At 73.6% G+C, this 24,305-nt stretch carries 21 protein-coding genes; 8 read left to right on the top strand and 13 right to left on the bottom strand.

The features are described from left to right. Nucleotides 1–84: 84 nt before the first annotated feature. Nucleotides 85–849 (bottom strand): sirohydrochlorin chelatase, encoded by a 765-nt coding sequence (locus tag ACIRPK_RS05335; protein ID WP_403033297.1) that lies wholly within the window; start codon nucleotides 847–849, stop codon nucleotides 85–87. A gap of 94 nt (nucleotides 850–943) precedes the next feature. Beyond that, complete coding sequence (locus tag ACIRPK_RS05340) at nucleotides 944–1,873, bottom strand: NADP-dependent oxidoreductase (RefSeq protein WP_403033299.1); 930 nt, start codon at nucleotides 1,871–1,873, stop codon at nucleotides 944–946. A gap of 109 nt (nucleotides 1,874–1,982) precedes the next feature. On the opposite strand from ACIRPK_RS05340, the gene ACIRPK_RS05345 reads away from it, so the two are divergent. The 5 genes from ACIRPK_RS05345 to nirD all read left to right on the top strand — a co-directional run bounded on the left by ACIRPK_RS05345 (nucleotide 1,983) and on the right by nirD (nucleotide 8,675). Beyond that, nucleotides 1,983–2,948 carry a GlxA family transcriptional regulator gene (locus tag ACIRPK_RS05345; protein ID WP_403033302.1) on the top strand — a complete coding sequence of 322 codons (966 nt, stop codon included), beginning with the start codon at nucleotides 1,983–1,985 and terminating at the stop codon, nucleotides 2,946–2,948. A 127-nt stretch (nucleotides 2,949–3,075) separates the two neighbouring features. After that, entirely contained in the window at nucleotides 3,076–4,230 is a 1,155-nt protein-coding gene (locus ACIRPK_RS05350; protein ID WP_403033304.1) for a ParA family protein, read from the top strand. Beyond that, a complete protein-coding gene (locus ACIRPK_RS05355) occupies nucleotides 4,227–5,252 on the top strand; it encodes a ParB/RepB/Spo0J family partition protein (protein WP_403033306.1) in 1,026 nt (341 codons plus the stop codon). The genes ACIRPK_RS05350 and ACIRPK_RS05355 overlap by 4 nt, the downstream gene beginning before the upstream one ends. 451 nt (nucleotides 5,253–5,703) lie before the next feature. After that, nucleotides 5,704–8,328, top strand: a complete 2,625-nt coding sequence (nirB, locus tag ACIRPK_RS05360; RefSeq protein WP_403033308.1) for a nitrite reductase large subunit NirB — start codon at nucleotides 5,704–5,706, stop codon at nucleotides 8,326–8,328. Further along, on the top strand, nucleotides 8,325–8,675 hold the full coding sequence (gene nirD, locus ACIRPK_RS05365; RefSeq protein WP_403033310.1) for a nitrite reductase small subunit NirD: 351 nt from the start codon (nucleotides 8,325–8,327) through the stop codon (nucleotides 8,673–8,675). The genes nirB and nirD overlap by 4 nt, the downstream gene beginning before the upstream one ends. A gap of 168 nt (nucleotides 8,676–8,843) precedes the next feature. Here the strand turns inward: nirD and ACIRPK_RS05370 are convergent, their stop codons facing one another. Together ACIRPK_RS05370 and ACIRPK_RS05375 are read right to left on the bottom strand one after the other, a co-directional pair. Next, nucleotides 8,844–9,719, bottom strand: coding sequence for an SGNH/GDSL hydrolase family protein (locus ACIRPK_RS05370; RefSeq protein WP_403033312.1), 876 nt, complete (start codon nucleotides 9,717–9,719; stop codon nucleotides 8,844–8,846). Next, nucleotides 9,719–10,663 carry a PAC2 family protein gene (locus ACIRPK_RS05375; protein WP_403033314.1) on the bottom strand — a complete coding sequence of 315 codons (945 nt, stop codon included), beginning with the start codon at nucleotides 10,661–10,663 and terminating at the stop codon, nucleotides 9,719–9,721. The genes ACIRPK_RS05370 and ACIRPK_RS05375 overlap by 1 nt, the downstream gene beginning before the upstream one ends. A 644-nt stretch (nucleotides 10,664–11,307) precedes the next feature. On the opposite strand from ACIRPK_RS05375, the gene ACIRPK_RS05380 reads away from it, so the two are divergent. Next, a complete protein-coding gene (locus ACIRPK_RS05380) occupies nucleotides 11,308–12,027 on the top strand; it encodes a GNAT family N-acetyltransferase (protein WP_403033316.1) in 720 nt (239 codons plus the stop codon). Between the two features lie 39 nt (nucleotides 12,028–12,066). On the opposite strand, the gene ACIRPK_RS05385 is transcribed toward ACIRPK_RS05380, so the two are convergent. From ACIRPK_RS05385 to ACIRPK_RS05425, 9 genes are all read right to left on the bottom strand, one after another. After that, nucleotides 12,067–12,720 carry an MOSC domain-containing protein gene (locus tag ACIRPK_RS05385; RefSeq protein WP_403033317.1) on the bottom strand — a complete coding sequence of 218 codons (654 nt, stop codon included), beginning with the start codon at nucleotides 12,718–12,720 and terminating at the stop codon, nucleotides 12,067–12,069. 43 nt (nucleotides 12,721–12,763) lie between these two features. After that, entirely contained in the window at nucleotides 12,764–13,675 is a 912-nt protein-coding gene (locus ACIRPK_RS05390) for an ADP-ribosylglycohydrolase family protein (RefSeq protein WP_403033320.1), read from the bottom strand. 27 nt (nucleotides 13,676–13,702) lie between these two features. Continuing rightward, nucleotides 13,703–14,446 carry an alpha/beta fold hydrolase gene (locus tag ACIRPK_RS05395; protein WP_403033323.1) on the bottom strand — a complete coding sequence of 248 codons (744 nt, stop codon included), beginning with the start codon at nucleotides 14,444–14,446 and terminating at the stop codon, nucleotides 13,703–13,705. 151 nt (nucleotides 14,447–14,597) lie between these two features. Further along, nucleotides 14,598–14,906: a transcriptional regulator gene (locus ACIRPK_RS05400; RefSeq protein WP_403033326.1), complete on the bottom strand. Its 309-nt coding sequence runs from the start codon at nucleotides 14,904–14,906 to the stop codon at nucleotides 14,598–14,600. Then, nucleotides 14,903–15,364, bottom strand: coding sequence for a hypothetical protein (locus tag ACIRPK_RS05405; protein ID WP_403033329.1), 462 nt, complete (start codon nucleotides 15,362–15,364; stop codon nucleotides 14,903–14,905). Before ACIRPK_RS05405 ends, ACIRPK_RS05400 begins: the two co-directional genes overlap by 4 nt. 82 nt (nucleotides 15,365–15,446) lie before the next feature. Next, entirely contained in the window at nucleotides 15,447–15,845 is a 399-nt protein-coding gene (locus tag ACIRPK_RS05410; protein ID WP_403033331.1) for a ribonuclease domain-containing protein, read from the bottom strand. Nucleotides 15,846–16,029: 184 nt separating this feature from the next. Beyond that, a complete protein-coding gene (gene ppdK / locus ACIRPK_RS05415) occupies nucleotides 16,030–18,738 on the bottom strand; it encodes a pyruvate, phosphate dikinase (protein WP_403033334.1) in 2,709 nt (902 codons plus the stop codon). A gap of 551 nt (nucleotides 18,739–19,289) precedes the next feature. Continuing rightward, nucleotides 19,290–20,453, bottom strand: a complete 1,164-nt coding sequence (gene dusB / locus ACIRPK_RS05420) for a tRNA dihydrouridine synthase DusB (protein ID WP_403033337.1) — start codon at nucleotides 20,451–20,453, stop codon at nucleotides 19,290–19,292. Between the two features lie 37 nt (nucleotides 20,454–20,490). Continuing rightward, the gene (locus tag ACIRPK_RS05425) at nucleotides 20,491–21,333 is read right to left on the bottom strand and encodes a helix-turn-helix transcriptional regulator (RefSeq protein ID WP_403033339.1); all 843 of its coding nucleotides are present in this window, start codon (nucleotides 21,331–21,333) and stop codon (nucleotides 20,491–20,493) included. A gap of 54 nt (nucleotides 21,334–21,387) precedes the next feature. Here ACIRPK_RS05425 and ACIRPK_RS05430 point away from each other — a divergent pair, with 54 nt between their 5' ends. Both ACIRPK_RS05430 and ACIRPK_RS05435 read left to right on the top strand, forming a co-directional pair. Then, complete coding sequence (locus tag ACIRPK_RS05430; protein WP_403033341.1) at nucleotides 21,388–22,851, top strand: MFS transporter; 1,464 nt, start codon at nucleotides 21,388–21,390, stop codon at nucleotides 22,849–22,851. A 113-nt stretch (nucleotides 22,852–22,964) separates the two neighbouring features. Then, entirely contained in the window at nucleotides 22,965–24,161 is a 1,197-nt protein-coding gene (locus ACIRPK_RS05435; RefSeq protein WP_403033344.1) for an MFS transporter, read from the top strand. Nucleotides 24,162–24,305: the final 144 nt, after the last annotated feature.

The raw sequence follows: 24,305 nt of genomic DNA on the forward strand, positions 1-24,305 counted from the left end.
CGTACGCCGGAGCGCGGACATTCTGGAGGAGGTGCGGCGTACGGGTCAGCGAACAGTGGCTGACCGTTCACCCCGGTCCGACGCTCACGAGGTCGGCGTCACCGCTCCCCGGGCCCCGGCGAGGCTCGTCGACCGGTAGCGGGTGAGGATCAGGTCCGCCATCGTCGGGTGGTCCCCCAGGGGTGCGGCGGTGACCCAGCTGCCGGCCGAGGCGGCGAGCCGGGCGAAGTCGCCCGGGGCGGTGAAGTACGAGGCGACGGCGACCCGGCGGTGACCCTCGGCGGTGAGGCGGGCGACCGCCTCGGCCACCGAGCGGCCGCCGGTCACGGTGCCGGTGCGGACCGGGACACCGAGCCTGGCGGCCAGCAGCGCCGCCTGGGTTTCGGTGTCCTCGGCCGCGTCCGGGTCCCGGGAGCCGGACGCGGCGAGCACCACGGCGTCGCCGTCCGGACCCCAGCCGGCCTCGGTCAGGCGGGTGTGCAGCAGTTGCGTGAGCAGCGGGTCGGGGCCGAGCGGGGGTGCGACCCGACCGCTGACCTGGGGTGCGGCGGCCAGCAGCGCGGGCAGGTCGACCTTGACGTGGTAGCCCCGGCTGAGCAGCAGCGGGACCAGCACGGCCGGACCGCTCAGGCCGTCCAGCACCTCGGACAGCAACGGGGCGTTCAGGCCCAGGTGGGCCACCCGGATGTCGAGTTCGGGCCGGGCGGCGGCCAGCCGGTCGGTCAGCCGCCGGATCTCGGCCTGGGTGCCCGGATCGCGCGAGCCGTGCGCGACCAGGACCAGGGCGGGACGGCGGCGGGCGTGCAGCACCCGGAGCGGGGCGGCCGGGCCTCGGGTCGGGATCGTCATGGAGGCAGCCTGCCGACCGGCTGTTTCGGCCCCGTTGCCCGGCCGTCACCGTTGATGAAACGGTCCTCACCGCGGCCGGGGCGGCCCCGCGAGGTCAGACCGCGGTCAGCACCAGCTTGCCCTGCGCCCGCCCGGCGTCCAGCAACTCGTGGGCCTTCGAGGCCAGTTCCAGCGGCAGTACGGTGTCCAGCACCGGCCGCAGCCGACCCGCCCCGACCAGCGCGACCAGCTCCCGCAGCCCGGTCTGGTCCGCCTCGACGGCCATGAAGGCGGCCCGCCTGCCGACCGCCGCGGCCTGCTCGGTCAGGTAGGCCTCGGCCGGGGAGGCCAGCGAGACCAGGAAGCCGCCCTCCTTCAGCGCCCGCAGCGAGCGGGGGCCGTACCCGCCGCCGATGGTGTCGATCACCACGTCCACCGGCGCGGTCGCGGTCTCGAAGTCGGCCTCGGTGTAGTCGATCAGCTCGTCCGCGCCGAGCCCGCGCAGGAAGTCGTGCTTGGCCGCCCGGGCGGTGCCGATCACGTACGCCCCGCGCGCCTTGGCGATCTGCACCGCGAGGTGGCCGACCCCGCCGGCCGCGGCGTGGATCAGCACCCGCTGCCCCGGCCGGACGTCGGCGGTGTCCACCAGCGCCTGCCAGGCGGTCATCCCGACCAGCGGCAGGGCCGCCGCCTCGGTGTGGTCGAGCCCGGCGGGCTTGCGGACCAGGTGCCGGGCGGGCGAGGCGACGTACTCGGCGTAGGTGCCGGCGGCGACCGGGTGGCGCGGCATGCCGAACACCTCGTCGCCCGGGGCCAGCGTGGTCACCCCGATGCCGACCGCCTCGACCACGCCGGAGACGTCCCAGCCGAGCCGGACGATCCGGCCGTCCAGGCCGCCGCTCCCCCGGTGCCAGGAGTCGGTCGGGTTGACCCCGGCCGCGTGCACCCGCACCAGCACCTCGGCCGGGCGGGGCTCCGGGCGCTCCACCTCCACGATCTTCAGTACCTCGGGGCCGCCGAACTCGTCCTGGCCGATCGCACGCATCGTCATCTCCCTCGTCCCGGGCCGCCGTCCGGCCGCCCGACGACAAGATTTCCGGATCCGGCCGGGCACAACGAGTGGCAGGAATGCCGATATGTGCAAGGATCTTGCCATGCACCGTGTCGTGGTCCTGGCGCTGGACGGCGTCTACCCGTTCGAACTGAGCATCCCGGTCCGGATCTTCGGCACCGCCGAGGACCCGGCCGGACGGCCGCTGTACGAGGTGGTCACCTGCAGCCTGGACGGTGCCCCGGTGGCCACCTCAGCCGACTTCACCATCACCGTGCCGCACGGCGCCGAGGTGTTGCGGACCGCCGACACCGTGGTCATCCCGCCGTTCGCCTGCGGCCCGGACGGCCTGCTGGACTGGCTGCCCGACGACCTGGCGGCCGCGCTCGCGCTGCTGCCCACGCAGGCCAGGATCGTCTCGATCTGCACCGCCTCGTACGTGCTCGCCGCCGCCGGGCTGCTGGACGGCCGCCGGGCCACCACGCACTGGACCGAGGCCGCGCACTTCCAGCGCACCTTCCCGCAGATCGAGGTGGACGCCGACGTGCTGTTCATCGACGACGGCCAGGTGCTGACGGCGGCCGGGGTCGGCGCCGGGGTGGACCTCTGCCTGCACCTGGTCCGCCGCGACCACGGCAGCGAGATCGCCAACCGGGTGGCCAGGCTCTGCGTGGTGCCGCCCTGGCGGGAGGGCGGGCAGGCCCAGTACATCGACCGCCCGCTGCCCGAGCCGGCCGCGGCGTCCACCGCCGGCACCCGGGCCTGGGCGCTGGAGCAGCTGCACCGCCCGCTGCCGCTGGCCGAGCTGGCCGGGCACGCCCGGATGAGCGTGCGCACCTTCTGCCGCCGGTTCGGCGAGGAGGTCGGCATGCCGCCCGGCCAGTGGCTCACCCAGCGCCGGGTGGACCGGGCCCGCCGCCTGCTGGAGACCACCGACCTGCCGGTCGACCAGGTCGCCACCGAGGCGGGTTTCGGCACCGCCGTCTCGCTCCGCCAGCACCTGACCGGCACCGTCGGGGTCTCCCCGTCCGCCTACCGCACCGCGTTCCGCGCCCGCGCGGCCGGCTAGCGCCGGTGTTGTCCGCGGACAACATCGGCCCGGTCGGGTAGGCCGAACAGAACAGACAATCAGCCCAATTTCGTACATTGCAGTCGTGTCGCGCGATCTGACCACATCTCAGCGGTTAACTCCCCCCATGACCGCACAGAGTCCGTCCGATGACCGGGACAAGGTAGTCACCAGACTCCCCCCGCAGCTCCGACGCGAGCTGAAGATCCGTGCCGCGACCGTCGGCGTCGCCGTCCAGGACGCCGTCACCGCAGGCATCCTGGCGTGGCGTCAGGCCGCCGGGCCGCTCACCACCGTCGACACCGCCCGGGGCACCTCGTTCTCCACGTACGTCCCCTCCGACCTGTACCGGGGCTTCCGGGCCGACTGCTCCGAGCGGGGCATCCGGTACACCCAGGGCCTCGCCCAGTCGGTCCGGCTCTGGCTCGACAGCCACCCGCTCCCCCGCCGTGAGCGCACCGGCGCCGGGCCCCGCCGGATCGCGCTGGGCAACCAGAAGGGCGGCGTGGGCAAGACCGCGCTGTCCGCCGGGATCGCCGCCGCACTGGCCGAGACCGGCTTCCGGGTCTGCCTGGTCGACTTCGACCCGCAGGGCCACCTGACCAAGCAGCTCGGCCACACCCACGTCCCGATCAAGGGCTGCAGCCTCACCAAGGCCATGGTCGGCGAGGGCGAGCACGACCTGCGCAGCATCCTGATCCGGATCGAGGGCCACGGACTCGGCGACCGGCTGCACCTCCTGCCGGCCTGCACCGACGGCTTCCTGCTCGACGCCAAGCTGGTCACCTCCCGCGAGGTCCGGGTCAAGGAGACCGCCCTGGAGAAGGCGCTGGCCGGTCTGGAGCAGGACTTCGACTTCGTGATCGTCGACTGCCCGCCCAGCCTCGGCTACGCGATGGACACCGCCCTCTACTACGTCCGCACCCGGGAGGCCGAGCAGGGCGGCCTCTCCGGCATCATCGTCCCGGTCCAGGCCGAGGACTCCTCCGCCGACGCCTACGAGCTGCTCCGCGAGCAGATCGACTCGCTCTGCGACGACCTCGACATCGACATCGCCGACCTCGGCTTCATCGTCAACCTCTTCGACTCCCGCAAGGGCTTCGTGGTGAAGTCCGCCCTGGAGGGCTGGGAGTCGATCGGCACCCCGCCCGTGCTGGCGGTCGTCCCGGACCTCAAGGACCAGCGCGAGGCGGTCCGGATGAAGCTCCCGCTGCTCAGTCACGCGCCCGACAGCGAGCAGGCCGAACTGATGCGCACCATCGCCCGGAGGATCGCCCCGTGACCAGAGCAGCCGACCGTCTCGGCACCGGCGCCTTCGGCAGCCTCGCCCCCCGGAGCCCCCGCCCCGCCCGGAGCGAGCGGGGTCAGGCCAAGGCCGTCACCGAGGGCCTGATCCCGGCCTACGAGCTGCGCCGCCTCGACCTGGCCCGGGTGGTCCCGGCCGCCACCAACCCCCGGTCGGACTTCGGCAGCCACGAGTCCCAGGTCGCCCTCGGCGACAGCCTGGCCAAGCGCCAGCTGACCGCCTGCGTGGCGGTCAGCAGGGAGGCGTACCTGCGGCTCTGGCCGCTGCACGCGGCCGATCTCGGCAGCGCCGAGTTCGTCATCCTGAACGGCGAACGCCGGTACCGGGCCGCCCTGCTGGTGGGTCTCGCACAGCTGGACTTCGTGGTCAGGGACGACCTGGCGGCCACCCGTGCCGACTTCGTCGACAACCTGCTGCTGGAGAACGAGGACCGCGAGGACTTCAACGTCATCGAACGGGCCCGGGGCATCAGGCACCTGCTGGACGAGTGCGAGGGCAACGCCGCCGAGGTGGCCCGCCGCCGGGGCCGGGACCGCTCCTGGGTCGGCAACCAGATCGCCCTGCTCACGCTGCCCGACGAGATCCAGCTGATGCTGATCGACGGCCGGATGGCCGAGCGGTACGCCCGCCGGCTGGCCCGGGCCGTCAAGGAGGACGGCGCGCTGACGGCCGCCGACCTGCTGGCCCTGGAGGCGCGGATCAAGGGTGACGAGAAGGCGAAGCGCGAGCAGGACCGGGCCCTGCTCGGCGCCGCCAAGGAGCGGCTGTCCACCGCCGGCCACCCGCCCGCCCCGAAGGCGGTGTTGTCCGCGGACAACACGGGCCAGGCCCGCGCGCTCCCGCACCAGGGCAGCAGCGCCGCCCTCGGCGGCCCGGCAACGGCCGAGCTGGTGGCCGCCCTCGGGGCCACCCCGGCCGAGCAGGCGGCGACCCTCCGCCGGGGGCTGGACCCGAAGGCGTTCACCGCCCTGCTGGACGCCCTCTGCGCGCTGGTCTGACGGCGGCCCGGGGCGGGCCGGTCAGAGCCGGTCGAGGGCCCGGCCGAGCTGCTCCCACGTGTCCACCCCCGGCGGAACTCGTCGTCGCCGCCCAGCAGTTGGCAGAGCCGGACGGCGAGCTCCGGGTGGCCCGGGGTGATCCGGCGGACGGCGGCGAGGCCCGCCTCGGTCGGAGCGAGCAGCCGTTCAGCCGGAAGGCGGCCAGTGCCGTCCGGCTGAACGACTCCGCCGCTCCGCTCACCGCTCCGAAGGCGCTCGCGTCGGAGTGCCGGAACAGCCGGTGCCAGGCGTCCAGCTCGGGGCTCACATCCTCCGCCCCCGCCGTTTGAGCCCGAAGTTCCGCCCGCGAAACAGCGCGGCCCTGGTCGGGTAACACCCGGGAACCAAGCTGATCGGCAGGACAGCGCGAGCACCGCCGGATGCTGTGCGACGACCCCCGGAGGCCCTCCTGATGACGACCACCCTGCTGAACGCCGGCCCGATCACCAGCACCAGGCCCACCGTCGTGCTGGTCGGTTACGGCATGGTCGGCCACCGCTTCCTGGAAGCCCTGGCCGACACCGGCGCCGCCGACCGGTTCCGGGTGGTCGTGCTCGCCGAGGAGCCCCGCCCGGCGTACGACCGGGTCGCGCTGACCTCGTACTTCGCCGGGAGGACCCCGGATGACCTGCTGCTCGGCGAGCCCGGCTTCCTGGCCGCCCACGGCTTCGAGCTGCACCTCGACTCCCCCGTCAGCACGGTCGACCGGACCGGACGGACCGTCACCACCGCCGCCGGGCACACCGTGCCGTACGACGTCCTGGTGCTGGCCACCGGCTCCTACCCGTTCGTCCCGCCGGTCGTCGGCCGGGACGCCGAGGGCTGCTTCGTCTACCGCACCATCGAGGACCTGCACGCCATCGAGGCGTACGCGGCGGGCCGCAAGGTCGGTGCGGTGGTCGGCGGCGGGCTGCTCGGTCTGGAGGCGGCCGGCGCGCTCAAGGGGCTCGGCCTGGAGACCCACGTGGTCGAGTTCGCCCCGCGCCTGATGCCCGTTCAGGTGGACGCCGGCGGCGGCGCGGCCCTGCGCCGCACCGTCGAGGAGCTGGGTGTCACCGTGCACACCGGGGTCGGCACCGAGGCGATCGTGGTCACCGACGGCGCCGCCAGCGGGATGACCTTCACCGACGGCGGACGGATCGACACCGACCTGGTGGTCTTCTCGGCCGGCGTCCGCCCGCGTGACCGGCTGGCCAGGGACTGCGGCCTGACGGTCGGTGAGCGCGGCGGCGTCGCGGTGGACGCGCTCTGCCGGACCTCCGACCCGCGTGTCTACGCGATCGGCGAGTGCGCCCTCGCGGTGGACGGCCGGGTGTACGGCCTGGTCGCCCCCGGCTACGAGATGGCCGCCACGGTGGCGCGGCAGCTCGCCGGGCAGGCCGCGAAGGAGTTCACCGGCGCCGACCTCTCCACCAAGCTCAAGCTGCTCGGGGTGGACGTGGCCAGCTTCGGCGACGCCTTCGGCAGCACCCCGGGCGCGCTCGACGTGGTCTACTCCGACGCCCGCTCCGGCATCTACCGGAAGCTGGTGGTCACCCCCGAGGGCGCGCTGCTCGGCGGCATCCTGGTCGGCGACGCGGAGGCGTACGCCTCGCTCCGCCCGCTGGCCGGCACCGGCACCCCGCTGCCCGTCCCGGCCGAGTCGCTGGTGCTCCCCGCCGGGGTCGGCGCGGCGGCCTCGCTCGGCGGCTCGGCGCTCCCCGACGACGCGGTGGTCTGCAACTGTCACAACGTCACCAAGGGCGCCGTCCGGGCGGCGGTGACGGACCACCGGTGCACCACCGTGCCCGAGGTGAAGGGCTGCACCAAGGCGGGCAGCGGCTGCGGCTCCTGCCTGAAGCTGCTCTCCACCCTGGTCACCGAGGAGCTGGCGGCGAGCGGCGTCGAGGTCGACAAGGGCCTCTGCCCCTGCTTCGCGCACACCCGCGCCGAGCTGTACGAGATCGTCCGGGTGAAGCGGATCGCGACCCACCGCCGGCTGCTGGCCGAGCACGGCCGGCTGGCGGGCGAGGGCTGCGAGATCTGCAAGCCAACCGTCGGCTCGATCATCGCCTCGCTGGCCCCCGAACTGGCCGCCTCCGGGCACATCCTGGACGGCGAGCAGGCGGCGCTCCAGGACACCAACGACCACTTCCTGGCCAACCTCCAGCGGAACGGCTCCTACTCGGTCGTCCCGCGCATCCCGGGCGGCGAGATCACCCCCGAGAAGCTGATCGTGATCGGCGAGGTGGCCCGGGACTTCGGGCTCTACACCAAGATCACCGGCGGCCAGCGGATCGACCTGTTCGGCGCCGCCGTCGACCAGCTGCCGCTGATCTGGGCCCGGCTGGTGGCGGCCGGCTTCGAGTCCGGCCACGCGTACGGGAAGTCCCTGCGCACCGTCAAGTCCTGTGTCGGGTCCACCTGGTGCCGCTACGGCGTACAGGACTCGGTGGCGATGGCGATCCACCTGGAGCTGCGCTACCGGGGCCTGCGCTCGCCGCACAAGCTCAAGTCGGCGGTCTCCGGCTGCGCCCGCGAGTGTGCCGAGGCCCGGGGCAAGGACTTCGGCGTGATCGCCACCTCGAACGGCTGGAACCTCTACGTCGGCGGCAACGGCGGCGCCACGCCCCGGCACGCCGACCTGCTGGCCCAGGACCTCACCGACGAGGAGCTGATCCGGCTGGTCGACCGCTTCCTGATGTTCTACATCCGCACCGCCGACCGGCTGGAGCGCACCTCGGCCTGGCTGGAGCGGATCGACGGCGGTCTGGAGCACGTCCGGCGGGTGGTGGTCGAGGACAGCCTCGGCATCGCCGCCGACCTGGAGGTCCTGATGGCCCGGCACGTGACCGACTACCAGGACGAGTGGGCCGCCACCCTGGCCGACCAGGACCGCCTGCAGCGGTTCGTCTCCTTCGTCAACGCCCCCGGCGTACCGGACCCGAGCATCCGGTTCACCCCCGAACGCGACCAGGTCAAGCCCGACCTCGGCGTGCTGGCCACCGCCGAGGACCTGCTCGCCACCCTCTCCGCCGACCTCCTGGAGCTCCGATGACCACCGCCACCGGCACCGCCCGGGTCGAACTGCGGACCCCCGGCGGCTGGATCCCGGTCTGCGACCGCGACCGCCTCACTCCGGGCCGGGGAGTCGCCGTGCTGCTCCCGGACGGCAGCCAGGCCGCCGTCTTCACCGACCGGCGGGGCGGCCTCTACGCGGTCGCCAACCGGGACCCGTTCACCGGCGCGTACGTGCTCTCCCGGGGCCTGCTCGGCTCCACCCCCGAGGGCCGGGTGTACGTCGCCTCCCCGCTGCTCAAGCAGCGCTTCGACCTCAGCACCGGCGAGTGCCTGGACGACCCGGCGGTCACCGTGACCGTCCACCCCGTCCGGGCCAACCCCTAGGGCCTGTGGTCGAACTCCCGCCTGCCCCACGACGCCTGGCACGCACTCCCACCGCATCGGACGCCGCAGGGCCGCCCTCCGGGCGACGACGGGAGTCCGACGACAGGCCCTGGACCCCGGTGGCCGTGGACAACGCCCTGATCCACGGCCACCGGTCCTGCGTCCGCCCTACTTCCGCCCGAGCTCCGCCAGCACCGCCGCGGCCATCCCGCGCTGGCCCGCCGCGTTCGGGTGCACCGGGGTCAGCCCCGCGGCCGGGAACGGCGGCTCGATCCAGCGGGTGTCCGCCGCCGCGCACATGTCGTGCCCGGCCACCGCGGTGTCCACGTACCGGGCGCCGGCGGCCGCCGCCCGGCGCTTCAGCTCGGCGTTCAACTCCTCGGCCTTCCCGGTCAGATAGCTCACGTCGGCGGTCGCGGCCACCCGCCCGAGCGACTTGCCGCAGCCCGCCGGGTCGACCGGGAACAGCGCCGGGTAGCCGACCACGAAGACCGTCGCCGCCGGGGCCCGCCGCCGGGTCTCGGCCAGCACCGCACCGAGCCGCTCGCCCGCCGTGGCGATCCGCCCGGTCACCTGGTCCGTCCCGTCGGCCGCCCGGAAGCTCCCCCGGCACCCCGAGCCGGTCAGCCCGGCCAGCGCGCAGCGGCTCAGCACGTCCAGGAAACCGACGTCGTTGCCGCCGATCCCGAGCGTCACCAGCTTCGTCCCGGCCGACAGCGCGTCCAGCTGCGGCGGGGCCGAGGAGCCGCCGGACAGCTTCTGGGCCCCCGTCAGGTCCGCCGTGGTGGCCGAGCTGCAGCTGACGTCGGTGAACTCCGCCACCCCGAGCTGCTTCGCCACCAGGGCCGGGTAGTTGACCGCCGACCGCCCGCACCCGGCCGGGCCGCCGCCCGCCGGCGCGATGCCCGGGCCCGAGGTGTACGAGTCCCCCAGCGCCACGTACGGGCCGGCCGTCGGCGGGGCCTGCGCCACCGGGCCGGGCCCGGACGCGGAACAACCGGTCAGCAGGGCCAGGCCCAGCAGACCGGTGAGAACCCGCCGCACTACTCCGCGCCGCGCTCGTGCTCGGCCAGGAACTCCTCGAACCGGCGGCCCAGTTCGTCCGCCGAGGGCAGGTCGCTGCTCTCCGCGAGCAGGCTCTCCCGGTCCTCGGCCCCGGCCACCGCGTCGTACTGGCCCTCCATCCCCCGGATCGCCGAGCTGAGCTCGCCGTCGCCCTGGGCCAGCTGCTCCTCGATGTCCGCGTACACCTCGCCGACCCGGTCGCGCAGCTCGGTGCCGGGCAGCACCAGGCCGCTGGCGGACTGCACCGCCTCCAGGATCAGCACGGCGGCGGCGGGGTACGGCGAGCGGGCCACGTAGTGCGGCACGTGCACCGCGAAGCCCAGCACGTCGTGGCCGGACTCGGCGAGCCGGTACTCCAGCAGCGCCTGGGCGCTGCCGGGCACCTGGGCCTGGTCGAACCACTTCGGGTAGCCCGCGGCCAGGTCGAGCCGGGTGCCGTGCGGGGTGAGGCCGACCGGGCGGGTGTGCGGGACGCCCATCGGGATGCCGTGGAAGTCGATCGCCAGCCGCACCTCGAAGCGGTCCACCAGCTCCCGGACGGCGGCCGCGAACAGCTCCCACTCGGTGTCCGGCTCAGGACCGGTGATCAGCAGGAACGGGGTGCCGACCGCATCCCGGACCAGCTGCAGCAGGATCTCCGGCGGGTCGTAGGACGTCCAGCGCTCGCGGTCGAAGGTCATCGCGGGACGCCGGGCCCGGTAGTCCACCAGGCGGTCGTGGTCGAACCGGGCGACCACCTGCGGGGAGCCCTGCTCCAGCAGGTGGGTGACCACCTGGCCACCCGCTTCGCCGGCGTCCATGAAGCCCTCGAAGTGGTACAGCAGCACCAGCCCGGCGGCGTCCGGGCCGGCCCCGGCCTTCGCGGCGGCCAACGCGTCCACGCCCTGCTGCTCCAGCCGGTACAGCTCCTTGGCATCACGCACCGCGCACCCAACCCCGTCCGTCTAGTCGTTCGTCTCGTCCGCTCAGTCCAGCACGTCCCGAACCCTCGGCATTCCCACTCTGCCGGGCCGCCGGTGTACGCGCGTGGCGAACGTCCGAGAATCATCGCATCCCTGAACGAAACCGCAGGTGAGGGCCCTGCCGAGGAGCGCGGGGCGGCATCGGCGGCGCGGGCCGGGAGACTGCGCGCCACGGATGACGCGCCGTGAAGTGACGCACCGCCCTCGGACGGGTATCGTCCTCTCGCTGCCTCGCATCGCCGCGTCGTCGTCACGTCGTTCGTCACGCCGTCGTCACGTCCCGGCCCGGTGCGGTCAGCCACCCCCACCGCACCCTGCCTTCACCTGGCCGCCTGTTTCTCTTCGCACTCTCTTAGCTCTCTCGGCCATCTCGCGGACACACACTGTCCCCTCGCTCATCCCTCGCCGGACCGGCCCCGTGGTTCCGTGTCCGTTCCGGCATCGCGCTGCCCGACTCCGGGCTGTCGCCGTCCCTCCGTACCGCCGGGCGTCTCCGGCGTACGCCGAGACCGGTGGCAGGCCCCCCGGAGCGGGGCGAACGTCCCCGCCCGAGTGCCGCTCCACGGTTCCCGGGCTCCTACGACAGCCGAAGGACCGACGGTTCCGTGCCCGTACCCGTAACCCTCATCGGCCGCACCGTGCGGCTGGAGCCTCTCGCCGAGCACCACGCCGAGGCACTCGCCGACGCCGGCGCCGAGGACCGTACGACCTACGCCTTCACGCCCGTCCCGCACGGCCTGGAGGCCGCCCGGGACTACATCGGGCGGGCGCTCGCCGACCAGGCCGTCGGCCGGTCGCTACCGTTCGCCACGGTGGCGGTGGCGGACAACCGGGTGGTGGGCTCCACCCGGTTCCTGGAACTCGACTACTGGCAGGGCCCGGTGGTCTGGCCGCCGACCCCCGGTGTGCCGTACGGCGACCCGCAGAGCGCGGTGCCGGACGCGGCCGAGATCGGTGCCACCTGGCTGTCCGCCCGGGCCCAGGGCACCGGGATCAACACCGAGGCCAAGCTGCTGATGCTCCGGTACGCCTTCGAGCACTGGGGGGTGCAACGGATCTCGCTCCGGGCGGACGCCCGCAACCTGCGCTCGCGCGCGGCCATCGAGCGGCTCGGCGCCACCTCCGAGGGCGTCCGCCGGGCCCACTCGCGCGGCCTGGACGGGGTGGTCAGGTCGACCGCCTTCTACTCGATCCTGGACGAGGAGTGGCCCGCCGTCCGCGACATCGTCGAGCTGCGGATCGCCGCCGCCAACTCGCCGAGCGCGCCGGACCGGGCCATCTCGCAGGAGTGCCTCAGGCACGGCGCGCCGCTGATCACCGCCTAGTGCCGTGCCCGGCGGGGATCTGCCCTGCCGGGCACCGCACTAGCTCTTCGGAGCCGTCCGACGACGGGCCAGCTCCCGGGTCTGCGCCGGGAGTTCGGCCACGTCCACCAGCCTGGGCAGCAGCGCGGGCTCGGTGGTGAGGGCCCGGAAGGTCTCGCCGATGGTCAGGTCGTGGGCCGGCCGGTACTCCACCGTGATCCGGTCCCCGGCCCGGATCACCCCGGGCTCCAGCACCCGCAGGTAGGCCCCGGGCAGCGCCCGCTGGGTGAACCGCTTCACCCAGCGCTGCTCGGCCAGCCAGTCGGCGAAGGTCGAGCAGGGCACCCGGGGCACCGTGACCTCCAGCAGCAGCAGCTCGCCGACCCGCCAGCGCTCCCCGATCAGCGCGTCGTCCACCGCGATCCCCCGGGTCGTCAGGTTCTCCCCGAAGCACCCGTCGGACAGCTCCCGCCCGAGCTCGGTCTCCCAGGCGTCGAGCACCTCCCGGGCGTACGCGTACACCGCCTGCAGGTCCCCGCCGTGGTTGGCGCTGTCGAAGATCGCGTCCCCGGCCAGGCCCGACCCGCTCTCCCCCGGCGCCCGCACCTCCACCGCCAGATCGGTCGGCCGCTTGTCGATTCCGGTGCTCCCGGTCTCCGGCTTGGCCGGGTTCGGTCGCGGGCGGGCGAGGTTGACGGAGCGCAGATATCCCATGCGCCGCAGCGTACGGCGACCCTCGGCCCACCCGCAGCGTGATTTACCGGACCCGTGGCCGCCCGGCCGCCGATCCCGGCTCCGGGGTGGCCCAGGCCGGCAGCGGTTCGGTGGCGGCCAGCCAGGCCGGCGGGATGCCGTCGCTGCCGGTGTGCGCGGCCACCACGCCACCGACGATCGCGGCGGTGGTGTCCACGTCCCCGCCGGCCGAGACGGTCTCCCAGAGGGCGGCCTCGAAGTCGGCCAGGTTGCGGGCCGCCGCCCAGAGCGCGAACGGCACGGTGTCGGCGGCACTGGTCCGGCTGCCGTTGCCGAGCACCCGCGCGGCGGTCCGGTGGTCCGGCTCCCCCAGCAGCGCGATCGCCTCGCCGATCCCGGCGTGCACCGCCCCGGCCGGGGTGAGCAGCCGAACGGCCGTCAGAAAGTCGGCGGGGGTGGTGGGTTCGGTCCTGGCCCGGACGGCGTACGCGGCGGCCACCGCGACCGCGACCGCCCCGGCCACACCCTGCGGATGGGTGTGGGTGACCACGGCACTCACCGTGGCGGGACCGACCACGGCGGCCGGGTCGGCCGCGAAGGCCGCGCCGAGCGGGGCCACCCGCATCGCGGCGCCGTTGCCGAACGAGCCCTGGCCGTCGAACAGTCCGGCGGCCAGCGCCCGGGCGTCGCCGCCCTCCCGGATCAGCCGGAGCAGCCGGTTCGCCGCCGGGCCGTAGCCCCGGTCGAAGTCGTGCCGCGTCGCGAAGGCGTGGGTGAGGTCGGCGCGGTCCAGTTCCCCGCGCCCGGTCCAGCAGGCGTGCACCGAGCAGGCCATCTCGGTGTCGTCGGTCCACGGCCAGGGGGCGGGCGGGGCCTGACGGTCGTTCAGGTACGGGCGGTTGGCGGGGACGAAGAACTGGGCGCCGAAAGCGTCGCCGACGGAGAGGCCCAGCAGGGCCTGGTAGGAGGGAGTCATTGCGGACGATCCTGCCAGGCCCCCGGCTCAGCGGTCGAGGAATTCCCGGACGGCACGGACGAAGCCGGCCGATTCGCCGACCCAGGGGAAGTGGCCGATCGCGGGCAGCACCGTGGACTCGCCGCCCGGGAAGGCGGTGGCGATCCGGGCCGCGAAGGCGGGGTTCGGGCTGCCGTCGTACGCACCGGCCAGCACCAGGACCGGCGCGGTCAGGGCGGCGAGCGCGGCCCTGGTGGCCTCGGGGTCGAAGGCGCCCTCCCCGTAGTAGCGGCCGCCGAGTTCGGGGTGCGCCTGGGTGGCCCGCTCGGCGACGTGCTGCCGTTCGGCGGCGCCCCAGCGGCCGTAGATCAGCGGGGCGAACGCCTCGAAGTCGAAGATCCCCTCCCGGGTCGCCGCCAGCCCCGCCAGCGCGGCGGGGTGCCACGGTTCCCCGGCCGTCAGCGCGGCGGCCTCGGCCCGGTCGTCCGGCCCCTCCGCCAGCCCGAGCGATCCCGCCGCCGGGGTGACCAGCACCAGCCGGCTCACCCGGGCCGGGTACCGGGCGGCGTACAGCACGGCCAGGTCGGCCGCCGCCGAGTGCGCGAGCAGGTCGAAGGCGTCCAGGCCGAGGTGGGCGCGGAGCGCCTCCACGTCCTCGACCTGCCGGTCGCAGCGGTAACTCGCCGGGTCGGCGGGCGCCTCGGAGCCACCGGTGCCGCGCAGGTCGAGCCGGATCAGGGTGCGGTGGGCGGCCAGCCCGCCGAGGTCACCGAAGTACGCGGAGTCGCGCATCGGGCCACCGGGCAGGCAGACCAGCGGGGCGCCCTGCCCGGTCCGGTGGTAGGTCAGCAGGGTGCCGTCGGGGGGCGGAGAGAGTTGGCATGGCCCGATCCTCCCCCGCCCCGCACCGACCGGGCAAGGCATCACCGCAGGTGGCGGGGGATCAGGGGGACTCGGCTCCCGCCGCCTCGGCTGCCTGCGCCAGCTGCTGAAGTGCCGTCAGGTGCCCGGCGAGCGCGGCCCGGCCGGCCCGGCTGGCGGCCAGCCAGGTGCGGGGGCGCTTGCCCACGTACCCCTTCTTCACCTTGACGTAGCCGAGCTCCTCCAGGGTGGCGGCGGTCTTGCTGAGCACCGAGTCGGAGACCTGGCAGTAGTCCCGCACCGCGCCGAACTCGGCCTCCTGACAGCCGCTCAGGAAGGCCAGCACGGTCAGCCGGGTGGGGTGGTGCAGATTCGGGTCCAGCGCCGTCACCGGCTCCCCTCCCGCTCCCGGCGGATCTGCCGGTTGACCCGGAGCATGGCCAGCCAGAACACCCCGCCGGCGGCACCACCCGCGATCAGGCCGACCAGCGTCAGCGGCAGCCCGGCCCACCAGCCCAGGGCACCGAGCCCCAGCTCGACGGTGGCGATCACCAGCACCGCGACCAGCGCCAGCCTGACCACCCCGGGCCTCGGCCGCTGGGCCACCCCGCCGGAGCGGCTCGCCACCCCGGCCAACGCCCCGACCAGCGGGCCCGCCATCGCGCAGCCGAGGATCTGCAACCACTCCAGCTCGAACTGGAGAGCGGCCCCGACCACCAGCGCCTGGGCAAGGAAGACGGCGCCGATCCCCGGCCCGTACCAGTCCGGCAGCAGTATCGGCCGCTCGGCGGCGGCGGTGGCCCGGCCCGCCAGGGCGAGCGCTTCGGCAGGTGTGAGCGGCTGGTCCATGGAAATCCCCCTCGGAGCGGCAAGTACCTCCATGATGGCATCTACTTTCCTGATGGGAAAGTAGTTTCTCATCGCCGATCCGTCAGCACCGGGCGTCGATCTCCTGGAAGGTGTCGTAGTGGTCCGCCGTCCAGTACTGCTCCCCCACCGATCCGGTGACCACCCGTCGGGCGCCCCGGGTCGGCGAGCCCGGGGTGACCACGGTGTACTCGTGGTAGTAGTCGCCCTTCTTCCGGGGCAGCCGGCCCTCCCGGTTCTCGAAGACGATCCCGTCCGAGCGGTAGGGGTACGGGCCGCCCTTGGCGATCAGCGCGAGGGTGTCCCTGGCCTGGACCGGCAGCGCGGTCCGGCAGACGTCGGCGTACGCGGCGCTGGTCGGCACCCAGCCGGAGGCCGGCGCGGCGGCCTGCTCTCCGCTGCCGCAGCCGAACAGCCCGAAGGCCAGCAACAGGACGGCGAGCAGACGGTGGCGGCGTTTCATCCGCCCAGCATCCCGCCCCGCCCGTCCCGGAAGCGGGCAAAACGCCGCCGGGGCGGGTACGGACGCCATTGTCCGTACCCGCCCCGGCTGCTTACGTACGGCGGCTCTCCTGCGCCGAGCTCCGCCGTACGCCCCTCCCCGTTGGAGGGGGTGCGGTCAGCGACGGGACCGCGCTGATCAGGGATCAGCGCGAGTCGCTGCCCGCGGTCTCGAGGGCGGCGCGGCCTGCCTCCAGGCGCGCCACCGGAATCCGGAAGGGGGAGCAGGACACGTAGTCCAGGCCCACCTCGTGGAAGAAGTGCACCGAGTCGGGGTCGCCGCCGTGCTCGCCGCAGACGCCGAGCTTGAGGTCGGGGCGGGTGGCCCGGCCGGCCTCGACGGCGTGCTTGACCAGCGCGCCGACCCCGTCCCGGTCGATGGTCTCGAACGGGCTGACCCCGAAGATGCCCTTCTCCAGGTAGGCCGTGAAGAACGAGGCCTCCACGTCGTCCCGGGAGAAGCCCCAGACCGTCTGGGTCAGGTCGTTGGTGCCGAACGAGAAGAACTCGGCGGCCTCGGCGATCTGACCGGCGGTCAGCGCGGCGCGCGGCAGCTCGATCATCGTGCCCAGCTTGATGTCCAGCGCCACCCCGGTGGAGGAGACCACCTCGGCGAGCACCCGCTCGCACTCGTCCCGGACCAGCTCCAGCTCCTGGACGGTGCCGACCAGCGGGATCATCACCTCGGGGCGCGGGTCGCCGCCGGCCAGCTTGCGCTCGGCCGCCGCCTCCGCGATCGCCCGGACCTGCATCCCGAACAGGCCGGGGATGACCAGGCCGAGCCGGACACCGCGCAGACCCAGCATCGGGTTCTGCTCGTGCAGCTTGTGCACCGCCTGGAGCAGCCGCAGGTCGTTCTCGTTCGGGTCCTTGCGGGCCTCGGCGAGCGCGACCCGGACCGACAGCTCGGTGATGTCGGGCAGGAACTCGTGCAGCGGCGGGTCGAGCAGCCGCACCGTCACCGGGAGGCCGTCCATCGACTGGAACAGCTCCAGGAAGTCGCCCTTCTGCAGCGGCAGCAGGGTGGAGAGCGCGAGCTCCCGGTCCTTGTCGTTGTCCGCCAGGATCAGGTGCTCGACCTCCTTGCGGCGCTCCTCGCCGAGGAACATGTGCTCGGTGCGGCACAGGCCGATGCCCTGCGCGCCGTACCGGCGGGCGCGGTTGGCGTCCTCGGCGTTGTCGGCGTTGGCGCGGACCGCGAGCCGGCGGCGGACGTCGGCGTGCGACATCAGCCGGTGCACGGCCTGCACCAGACCGCCCTGGACGTCGGCGCCCGCGTGCAGGGTGCCCTCGAAGTACTCCACCACCGGGGAGGGGAGCACCGGTACCTCGCCGAGGTAGACCCGGCCGTTCGCCCCGTCGATCGAGACGATGTCGCCCTCCTCGATCACCTGGCCGTCGGAGGTGGTCATCCGGCGGCGCTTGGTGTCGACCTCGAGCTCCTCGGCGCCGCAGACACAGGTCTTGCCCATGCCGCGGGCCACCACGGCCGCGTGCGAGGTCTTGCCGCCGCGCGAGGTGAGGATGCCCTCGGCCGCGATCATGCCCTCCAGGTCGTCCGGGTTGGTCTCCCGGCGGACCAGGATCACCTTCTCGCCGGAGCGGGACCACTTGACTGCGGTGTAGGAGTCGAAGACCACCTTGCCGACCGCCGCGCCCGGCGAGGCCGCGATGCCCCAGCCCACCTGCTTGGACTCGGCGTTCGGGGCGAACCTCGGGAACATCAGCTGGGAGAGCTGACCGCCGGTCACCCGGTGCAGCGCCTCGTCCAGGTCGATCAGGCCCTGGTCGACCAGCTGGACGGCGATCCGGAACGCGGCGGCGGCGGTGCGCTTGCCGATCCGGGTCTGCAGCATCCAGAGCTTGCCGCGCTCGATGGTGAACTCGATGTCGCACAGGTCGCGGTAGTGCAGTTCGAGCTTCTGCATGATCGCCATCAGCTCGTCGTACGACTTCTTGTCGAGCTGCTCCAGGTCGGCCAGCTGGAGGGTGTTGCGGATGCCCGCCACCACGTCCTCGCCCTGGGCGTTGGAGAGGTAGTCGCCGTAGACGCCGACCGCACCGGTGGAGGGGTCGCGGGTGAACGCGACGCCGGTGCCGGAGTCCTCGCCGAGGTTGCCGAAGACCATCGAGCAGACGTTGACCGCGGTGCCCAGGTCGTTCGGGATCCGCTCCTGGCGGCGGTACAGGCGGGCCCGGTCGCCGTTCCAGGAGTGGAAGACGGCGTGGATCGCCAGGTCCATCTGCTCGCGCGGCTCCTGCGGGAAGTCCCGGCCGCTCTCCGTGCGCACGATGCCCTTGAAGGTCTCGACCAGCGCCTTGAGGTCCTCGGCGGTCAGGTCGAGGTCGTTCTCGGTGCCCTTGGCCCGCTTGGCCTCCTCCAGCGCCTCCTCGAACAGCTCGCCGTCGACGCCCAGCACGGTCTTGCCGAACATCTGGACCAGCCGGCGGTAGGAGTCCCAGGCGAACCGCTCGTTGCCGGACTGCGCGACCAGGCCGAGCACCGAGGCGTCGGAGAGGCCGATGTTCAGGACGGTGTCCATCATGCCGGGCATGGAGAACTTGGCCCCGGAGCGGACGGACACCAGCAGCGGGTTGTCGGCCTGGCCGAGCTGCTTGCCCATCTCGGCTTCGAGGGACTCCAGGTGGCTGCTGATCTCCTGGTGCAGCGAGGAGGGCTCGCTGCCGGTCTCCAGGAAGACCTTGCAGGCCTCGGTCGTGATGGTGAACCCCGGAGGGACGGGGAGGCCCAGGTTGGTCATCTCGGCGAGGTTCGCACCCTTGCCGCCAAGAAGGTCCTTGAGGTCCTTGTTTCCTTCGGTGAAGGAGTAAACAAACTTCTGCTCGGACGGCACGGGTCGTCTCCTCGCACACGGTTGCCCTGACGCCGGAGAACATACCCATTTCGAAGGCGCTGGCGCGCCCCCAACAGGCCCTACATGCCTAGGGGTGGCAGCCGACCCGACAGATCTAATGCCCGTCCAGGCGTTCACCTCTGTTGTCGAAATCGTCCGGCTGACGCTAGCAATCCTTCAACTCTTGAAGCCAACGAAACCTCAAGATCACACGAACCGGACGGAGAGTAGCGACAGATCGTCTGCCGTGTTGCCCCGGTTTGATTTCCTGCAGCCAGTCCGGCGGTTCGGCGCCCGGGCCCTTCGGGAAGCGTTCCACCCCTCCGGCGCCCGTCCGGCCCACCTGATCGGCCGTCAGAGCCACGGTATGTGGCCAGCGTCACGGGCGCATCTCAGCCGTCGGTCGTACGAGTGGTCACCCTGTGTCAACTCGCAACTCCGCGACGTCATCGAAATCTGCCACAAAGGAGCCCTCTTGGCCAGGTTGTCCAAGAGGGCTCGGCCGCGACGGCCTGTGCGCCTTCGCGGCCTATTTGGCCACTTCGTCGCGCTCAGCCGCCGGAGGTGTCCGATTCGGCGTCAGCGGTGGGGACGGCGCAGTCGTACGGATCGTCCAACCAGCCCTCGGGGAGCACCACCCGGTTGTTGCCGCTGGTCCGACCGCGCGGACCGTCGGCGCTCTCCGGCCAGAGCTGGGTCTGCTCGACCTGGGCCAGCGTCCCGCTGAGTTCGGCCAGTGAACTCGACATCGCCAGCTTCACCCGGAGCTCGGAGCCGACCGAGAAGCCCTTGGTGTACCAGGCGACGTGCTTGCGGAAGTCGACCACGCCGCGCGTCTCGTCCCCCATCCACTGCCCCAGCAGCTCGGCGTGCCGCACCATCGCGCGGGCCACGTCGGCGAAGGCCGGCCGGGCGTAGTCCACCTCGCCCTCGAAGATCTGCACCAGGTCCTTGAACAGCCACGGCCGCCCCAGGCAGCCACGGCCCACCACCACGCCGTCGCAGCCGGTCTCGCGCATCATCCGGACGGCGTCCTCGGCCGCCCAGATGTCCCCGTTGCCGAGCACCGGGACGTGCGCCGGGACGTGCTCGCGCAGCCGGGCGATCGCCGACCAGTCGGCGGTGCCGCCGTAGTGCTGGGCGGCCGTGCGGCCGTGCAGCGCGATCGCCGCGACACCCTCCTCGGCGCCGATCCGCCCGGCGTCCAGGTAGGTCAGGTGCTCGTCGTTGATGCCCTTGCGCATCTTCATGGTGACCGGCAGGCCGTCCGCGTTGGCCACCGCCTCGCGGAGGATCTCGCGCAGCAGGTTCCGCTTGTAGGGCAGCGCCGAGCCGCCGCCCTTGCGGGTCACCTTGGGCACCGGGCAGCCGAAGTTCAGGTCGATGTGGTCGGCCAGGCCCTCGGCCGAGATCATCCGGGCCGCCTTGCCCACCGTGGCCGGATCCACCCCGTACAGCTGGATCGAGCGCGGCTTCTCGCTCGGGTCGAAGTGGATCAGCTGCATGGTCTTGGCGTTCCGCTCGACCAGCGCCCGGGTGGTGATCATCTCGCTCACGTACAGGCCCTTGCCGCCGCTCTGCTCCCGGCACAGGGTGCGGAACGGGGCGTTGGTGATCCCCGCCATCGGCGCCAGCACCACCGGCGGCCAGACCTCCATCGGCCCGATGTTCAACGGCTTGAACTCGGACGTCGGTGCAACGGGTGTGGTCGTCATGGCGCGGCAGGTCCTCAGTCGTCGGCGGATGGACTCTTCATTGTCCCCCACCCGGCGCAGCGTCCAGCCGGAGCAGCTTCTCCCGACTCTCCTGGTCCCGCGGGGTGTAGGTGACCAGCCTGGTGCTGGGCCGGGGGCCGAGCCAGAGGCTGGTGTACTCGAACCGGACCAGTCCGGCCTCCGGCACCAGGAACTGCTTCGCGCCGTTGCCCAGCCCGGCCACCTCGTGCCGCTGCCAGAGCTCCTCGAACTCCGGCGAGGCGGTGCGCAGCCGGTGCAGCAGGGTCTTCCAGGCGGGCTCGGCCCCGTGGTCCGCCATCGCGGCCCGGAACCGGGCGACCATGCTCTGCCGGTCGGTCTCCTGGTCCACCAGCCGCTGCCCGAAGGTGCCGCCGGTGAAGACCAGCCACATCAGGTTCCGGTCCTGGAACGGGAGCTCCTCCAGGTCGCCGGCCAGCCAGGTGTAGGAGCGGTTGAACGCCAGCACGTCGTACCGGCTGTTCAGCACCGCCGCCGGGTAGGGCGCCAGCTGGTCCAGCAACAGCCGGACCGCCGGGGTGACGGTCGGGCACTCCGGCCGGGCCACCGGGTCCTCGCTGCCCGCCAGCACGAACAGGTGGGCCCGCTCGGTCGGGTCGAGCAGCAGCGCCCGGGCCACCGAGTCCAGCACCTGGGCCGAGACCTGGATGCTGCGGCCCTGTTCCAGCCAGGTGTACCAGGTCACCCCGACCGCCGAGAGCAGCGCCACCTCCTCCCGGCGCAGCCCGGGCGTCCGGCGCCGGCCGACCACGGGCAGGCCGACCTGCTCGGGCGAGATCCGTTCGCGGCGGCTGCGCAGGAAGGCGGCCAGTTCGGAGCGGGCGGTGGTGGTCGTGGTCATGGATACCAGCATGCCGGTACCCCGCTCCTGTTGCCAGGTGGTGCTGATACCAGGATGAAGAGCATCTGGTACCCGGCTCGGCCCGGCGCCAGAGTAGCGGACGTGACTCAGCAACTGACCCTCCCCCGGCTCGCACCGCCCCGTTCCCTGCTGTCCACCGCAGGGCTCGCCACCGTCCTGCTGGGGGCCTTCCTCCCCTCGCTGGACTTCTTCGTGGTCAACGTCGCCCTGCCCACCATCGAGCACGACCTGGCCGCCGGGCCCGCCGTGCTGGAGCTGATCGCCGCCGGGTACGGGATCGCCTTCGCCGTCCTGCTGGTGCTCGGCGGCCGGCTCGGCGACGCGATCGGCCGCCGTCGGCTCTTCCTGTACGGCGCGGTCGCCTTCGCGGTCACCTCGCTGGCCTGCGGCCTGGCCCCGGACGCCTGGAGCCTGGTGGTCGGCCGGGCCGCCCAGGGCGCGGCCGCCGCACTGCTGATCCCGCAGGTGCTCGGCACCATCACCGCCGCCACCGAGGGCCACCGCCGGGCCCGGGCGCTGAGCGTGTACGGCGCGGCGGGCGGGGTGGCGGTGGTGGTCGGCCAGGTGCTCGGCGGGCTGCTGGTCGCCGCCGACCTGTTCGGCACCGGCTGGCGGTCGGTGTTCCTGCTGAACGTCCCGTTCGCGCTGCTGGCGGCCCTGCTGGCGCTCCGGCACGTCCCCGAGAACCGCGCCGACCGGGCCACCGGTCTCGACCTGCCGGGCACCGGGCTGCTGACCGTCGCCCTGCTCGCGCTGTTCGTCCCGCTGACCGAGGGGCGGGCGCTGGGGTGGCCGGTGTGGTGCTGGGTGCTGCTGGCCGCGTTCCCCTTCCTCGGCTGGGCCTTCGTCGCCGTCGAGCTGCGCACCGAGCGGGCCGGGGCGGTACCGCTGCTGCCGTTCTCGCTGCTCCGGCTCCCGGAGATGCGGCGCGGCCTGGGCATCGCGCTCCCCTACTTCACCGGCTTCGGCGGCTTCATGTTCGTGATCGCCGTCCTGCTCCAACAGGGCCTCGGGCTGGGCCCGGTGACGGCGGGTTGGGCACTGGTGCCGATGGCCGTCGGTTACTTCTGCGCCTCGCTGGCCGGGCCCCGGCTGGTCGGCCGGTTCGGCAGCCGGGTGGTCACCCTCGGCGCGGTGGTCCAGGCGCTCGGCCTGACCACCCTGGCCGGCACCGCCCTGGCCACCGACCTCACCCCGCTGCGGATGCTCCCCGGCGTCGCCCTCGCGGGCATCGGCCAGGGCCTGATCGGCACCCCGCTGTTCCGGATCGTCCTCTCCCGGGTCCCCGCCACCCGCGCGGGCGTCGGCAGCGGCGTCCTCGCCACCACCCAGCAGTCCAGCCTGGCCCTGGGCGTGGCCACCCTCGGCACCCTCTACCTCACCCTGGCCCCCGCCCTCGGCGCCGCCCACGCCCTCGCGGTGGTGCTCGCCGTGCAGACCTGCGGGTCGGTGGCGATCCTGCTGCTCAGCCTGCGGCTGCCCCGCTCGGTGGCGTGAGCACACGGACCCTGTGAGCCGGAGTCACAGGATGATTCGCTGTCTGGCTGTCCGTCAGGGCGGGGCACAGGCTGGAGCCTCCGTGTACGTGACACCGAAAGCAGTGATGTCCCATGACCAGCGTCGCCGAGGCGCCACCCGCGACCTTCGACCGCCTGCGGTACGCGGGTGTGTTCGTGTTGCTGTTCCTGTTCGGCACCGAGACCTTCCTGATCTCGCCGTTGCTGCCGACCATCGCCGAGTCGATCGCCGTCAGCGAGTCGGCGGCGGCGGCCAGCGTGACCGCGTACGTGTTGGTGTACGCGGTGTTCGCGCCGTTCCTCGGCTTGTTGAGCGACCGGTTCGGGCGGCGGCGGGCGCTGGTCGCGGGCACCGTGCTGTTCGTGCTGTCGAACGCCGGGGCGGCGCTGTCCGGCGACCTGACCACGCTGGTGCTGTCCCGGGGGCTGGCCGGGCTCGCGGCTGCGGCGGCCGGGCCGGCCATCTGGGCGCACATCGCGGAGACGGCGCCGGACGCCGTCCGGGGGCGGGCGCTCGGGCTGGGGATGGCGTTGTTCTCCACCGGGCAGGTGCTCGGGGTGCCGCTGGGCGGGCTGCTGGCGGGGGCGGCGGGGTGGCGGTCGGCGTTCTGGGCGCTGACCGCCGGCACCGCGCTGGCGATCCCGCTGCTGCTGCGTCAGGTCCCGGCGCAGGAGGCGGCCGGCGTCGCGCCGGGCGGCTCGGTCCGGGCGCTGCTGGCGGGCTGGGGTGACCCGGTGCTGCGGCGGGCGCTGCTGGTGAACACCGCGTTCAACGCGGCCAACCTGGGGGCGTTCACCTTCCTCGGGGCGGTCCTGGTGCAGCGCTTCGACCTCTCGGTGGAGGCGCTCGGCCTGGTCGGCATCCTGGTCGGCGCGGGCAGCATCACCGGTTCGCTGCTCGGCGGCCGACTGGGCGACCGGGCCAGGGCGGCCGGCCGGAACCACCTGCCGCTGCTGGCGCTCTGGGGCGTCACGCTGGCGGTCGGCATCGCGCTGGCGGTGCGCGGGCCCGGCCTGGTGCTCGCGCTGGCCGGGGTGGTGGTCTGGTTCGTCGCCAGCGGCGGCTTCGTGACGGACCAGCAGACGCTGGCCGGCACCGTCGCCCCCGAACTCCGAGCCACCTCCAGCGCCTGGCTGACCTCCACCATGTACGCGGGGACCGGGCTCGGCGCCTGGGCGGTCGGTTCGTTCTCGGACGTCGCGGACGGCACGCTGCTGGTCGGCACCGTGCTGGCGCTGGTCGCGGCGCTCGGCGGACTGCTGGTCAGCGCCACGCTGCGGCGCCGTTGAACCGAGGGAACGTGGGAGCGGCCCGGGGCCCCCCCCCCCGGCCCCCCCCCCCGGGGGCGCGGCCCCCACCCCCCCCCCCCCGCCCCCCCCGCCGGCCCCCCGCGCCCCGGGGGCTCCGGCCCCGCGGTCAACCGGGGCCCCGGC

The organism is Kitasatospora sp. NPDC101801 (genome assembly GCF_044766665.1).
GTDB lineage: Bacteria > Actinomycetota > Actinomycetes > Streptomycetales > Streptomycetaceae > Kitasatospora.

Excerpts from the sequence above, each read along its gene's own strand:
- nirB (WP_403033308.1), top strand. The coding sequence starts at position 5,704 with ATGACGACCACCCTGCTGAACGCCGGCCCGATCACCAGCACCAGGCCC.
- ACIRPK_RS05390 (WP_403033320.1), bottom strand. The coding sequence starts at position 13,675 with ATGACTCCCTCCTACCAGGCCCTGCTGGGCCTCTCCGTCGGCGACGCT.
- ACIRPK_RS05435 (WP_403033344.1), top strand. The coding sequence starts at position 22,965 with ATGACCAGCGTCGCCGAGGCGCCACCCGCGACCTTCGACCGCCTGCGG.
- ACIRPK_RS05395 (WP_403033323.1), bottom strand. The coding sequence starts at position 14,446 with ATGCGCGACTCCGCGTACTTCGGTGACCTCGGCGGGCTGGCCGCCCAC.
- ACIRPK_RS05430 (WP_403033341.1), top strand. The coding sequence starts at position 21,388 with ATGAAGAGCATCTGGTACCCGGCTCGGCCCGGCGCCAGAGTAGCGGAC.
- ACIRPK_RS05345 (WP_403033302.1), top strand. The coding sequence starts at position 1,983 with ATGCACCGTGTCGTGGTCCTGGCGCTGGACGGCGTCTACCCGTTCGAA.
- ACIRPK_RS05425 (WP_403033339.1), bottom strand. The coding sequence starts at position 21,333 with ATGACCACGACCACCACCGCCCGCTCCGAACTGGCCGCCTTCCTGCGC.
- nirD (WP_403033310.1), top strand. The coding sequence starts at position 8,325 with ATGACCACCGCCACCGGCACCGCCCGGGTCGAACTGCGGACCCCCGGC.
- ACIRPK_RS05405 (WP_403033329.1), bottom strand. The coding sequence starts at position 15,364 with ATGGACCAGCCGCTCACACCTGCCGAAGCGCTCGCCCTGGCGGGCCGG.
- ACIRPK_RS05340 (WP_403033299.1), bottom strand. The coding sequence starts at position 1,873 with ATGCGTGCGATCGGCCAGGACGAGTTCGGCGGCCCCGAGGTACTGAAG.
- ACIRPK_RS05335 (WP_403033297.1), bottom strand. The coding sequence starts at position 849 with ATGACGATCCCGACCCGAGGCCCGGCCGCCCCGCTCCGGGTGCTGCAC.
- dusB (WP_403033337.1), bottom strand. The coding sequence starts at position 20,453 with ATGACGACCACACCCGTTGCACCGACGTCCGAGTTCAAGCCGTTGAAC.
- ACIRPK_RS05385 (WP_403033317.1), bottom strand. The coding sequence starts at position 12,720 with ATGGGATATCTGCGCTCCGTCAACCTCGCCCGCCCGCGACCGAACCCG.
- ACIRPK_RS05350 (WP_403033304.1), top strand. The coding sequence starts at position 3,076 with ATGACCGCACAGAGTCCGTCCGATGACCGGGACAAGGTAGTCACCAGA.
- ACIRPK_RS05410 (WP_403033331.1), bottom strand. The coding sequence starts at position 15,845 with ATGAAACGCCGCCACCGTCTGCTCGCCGTCCTGTTGCTGGCCTTCGGG.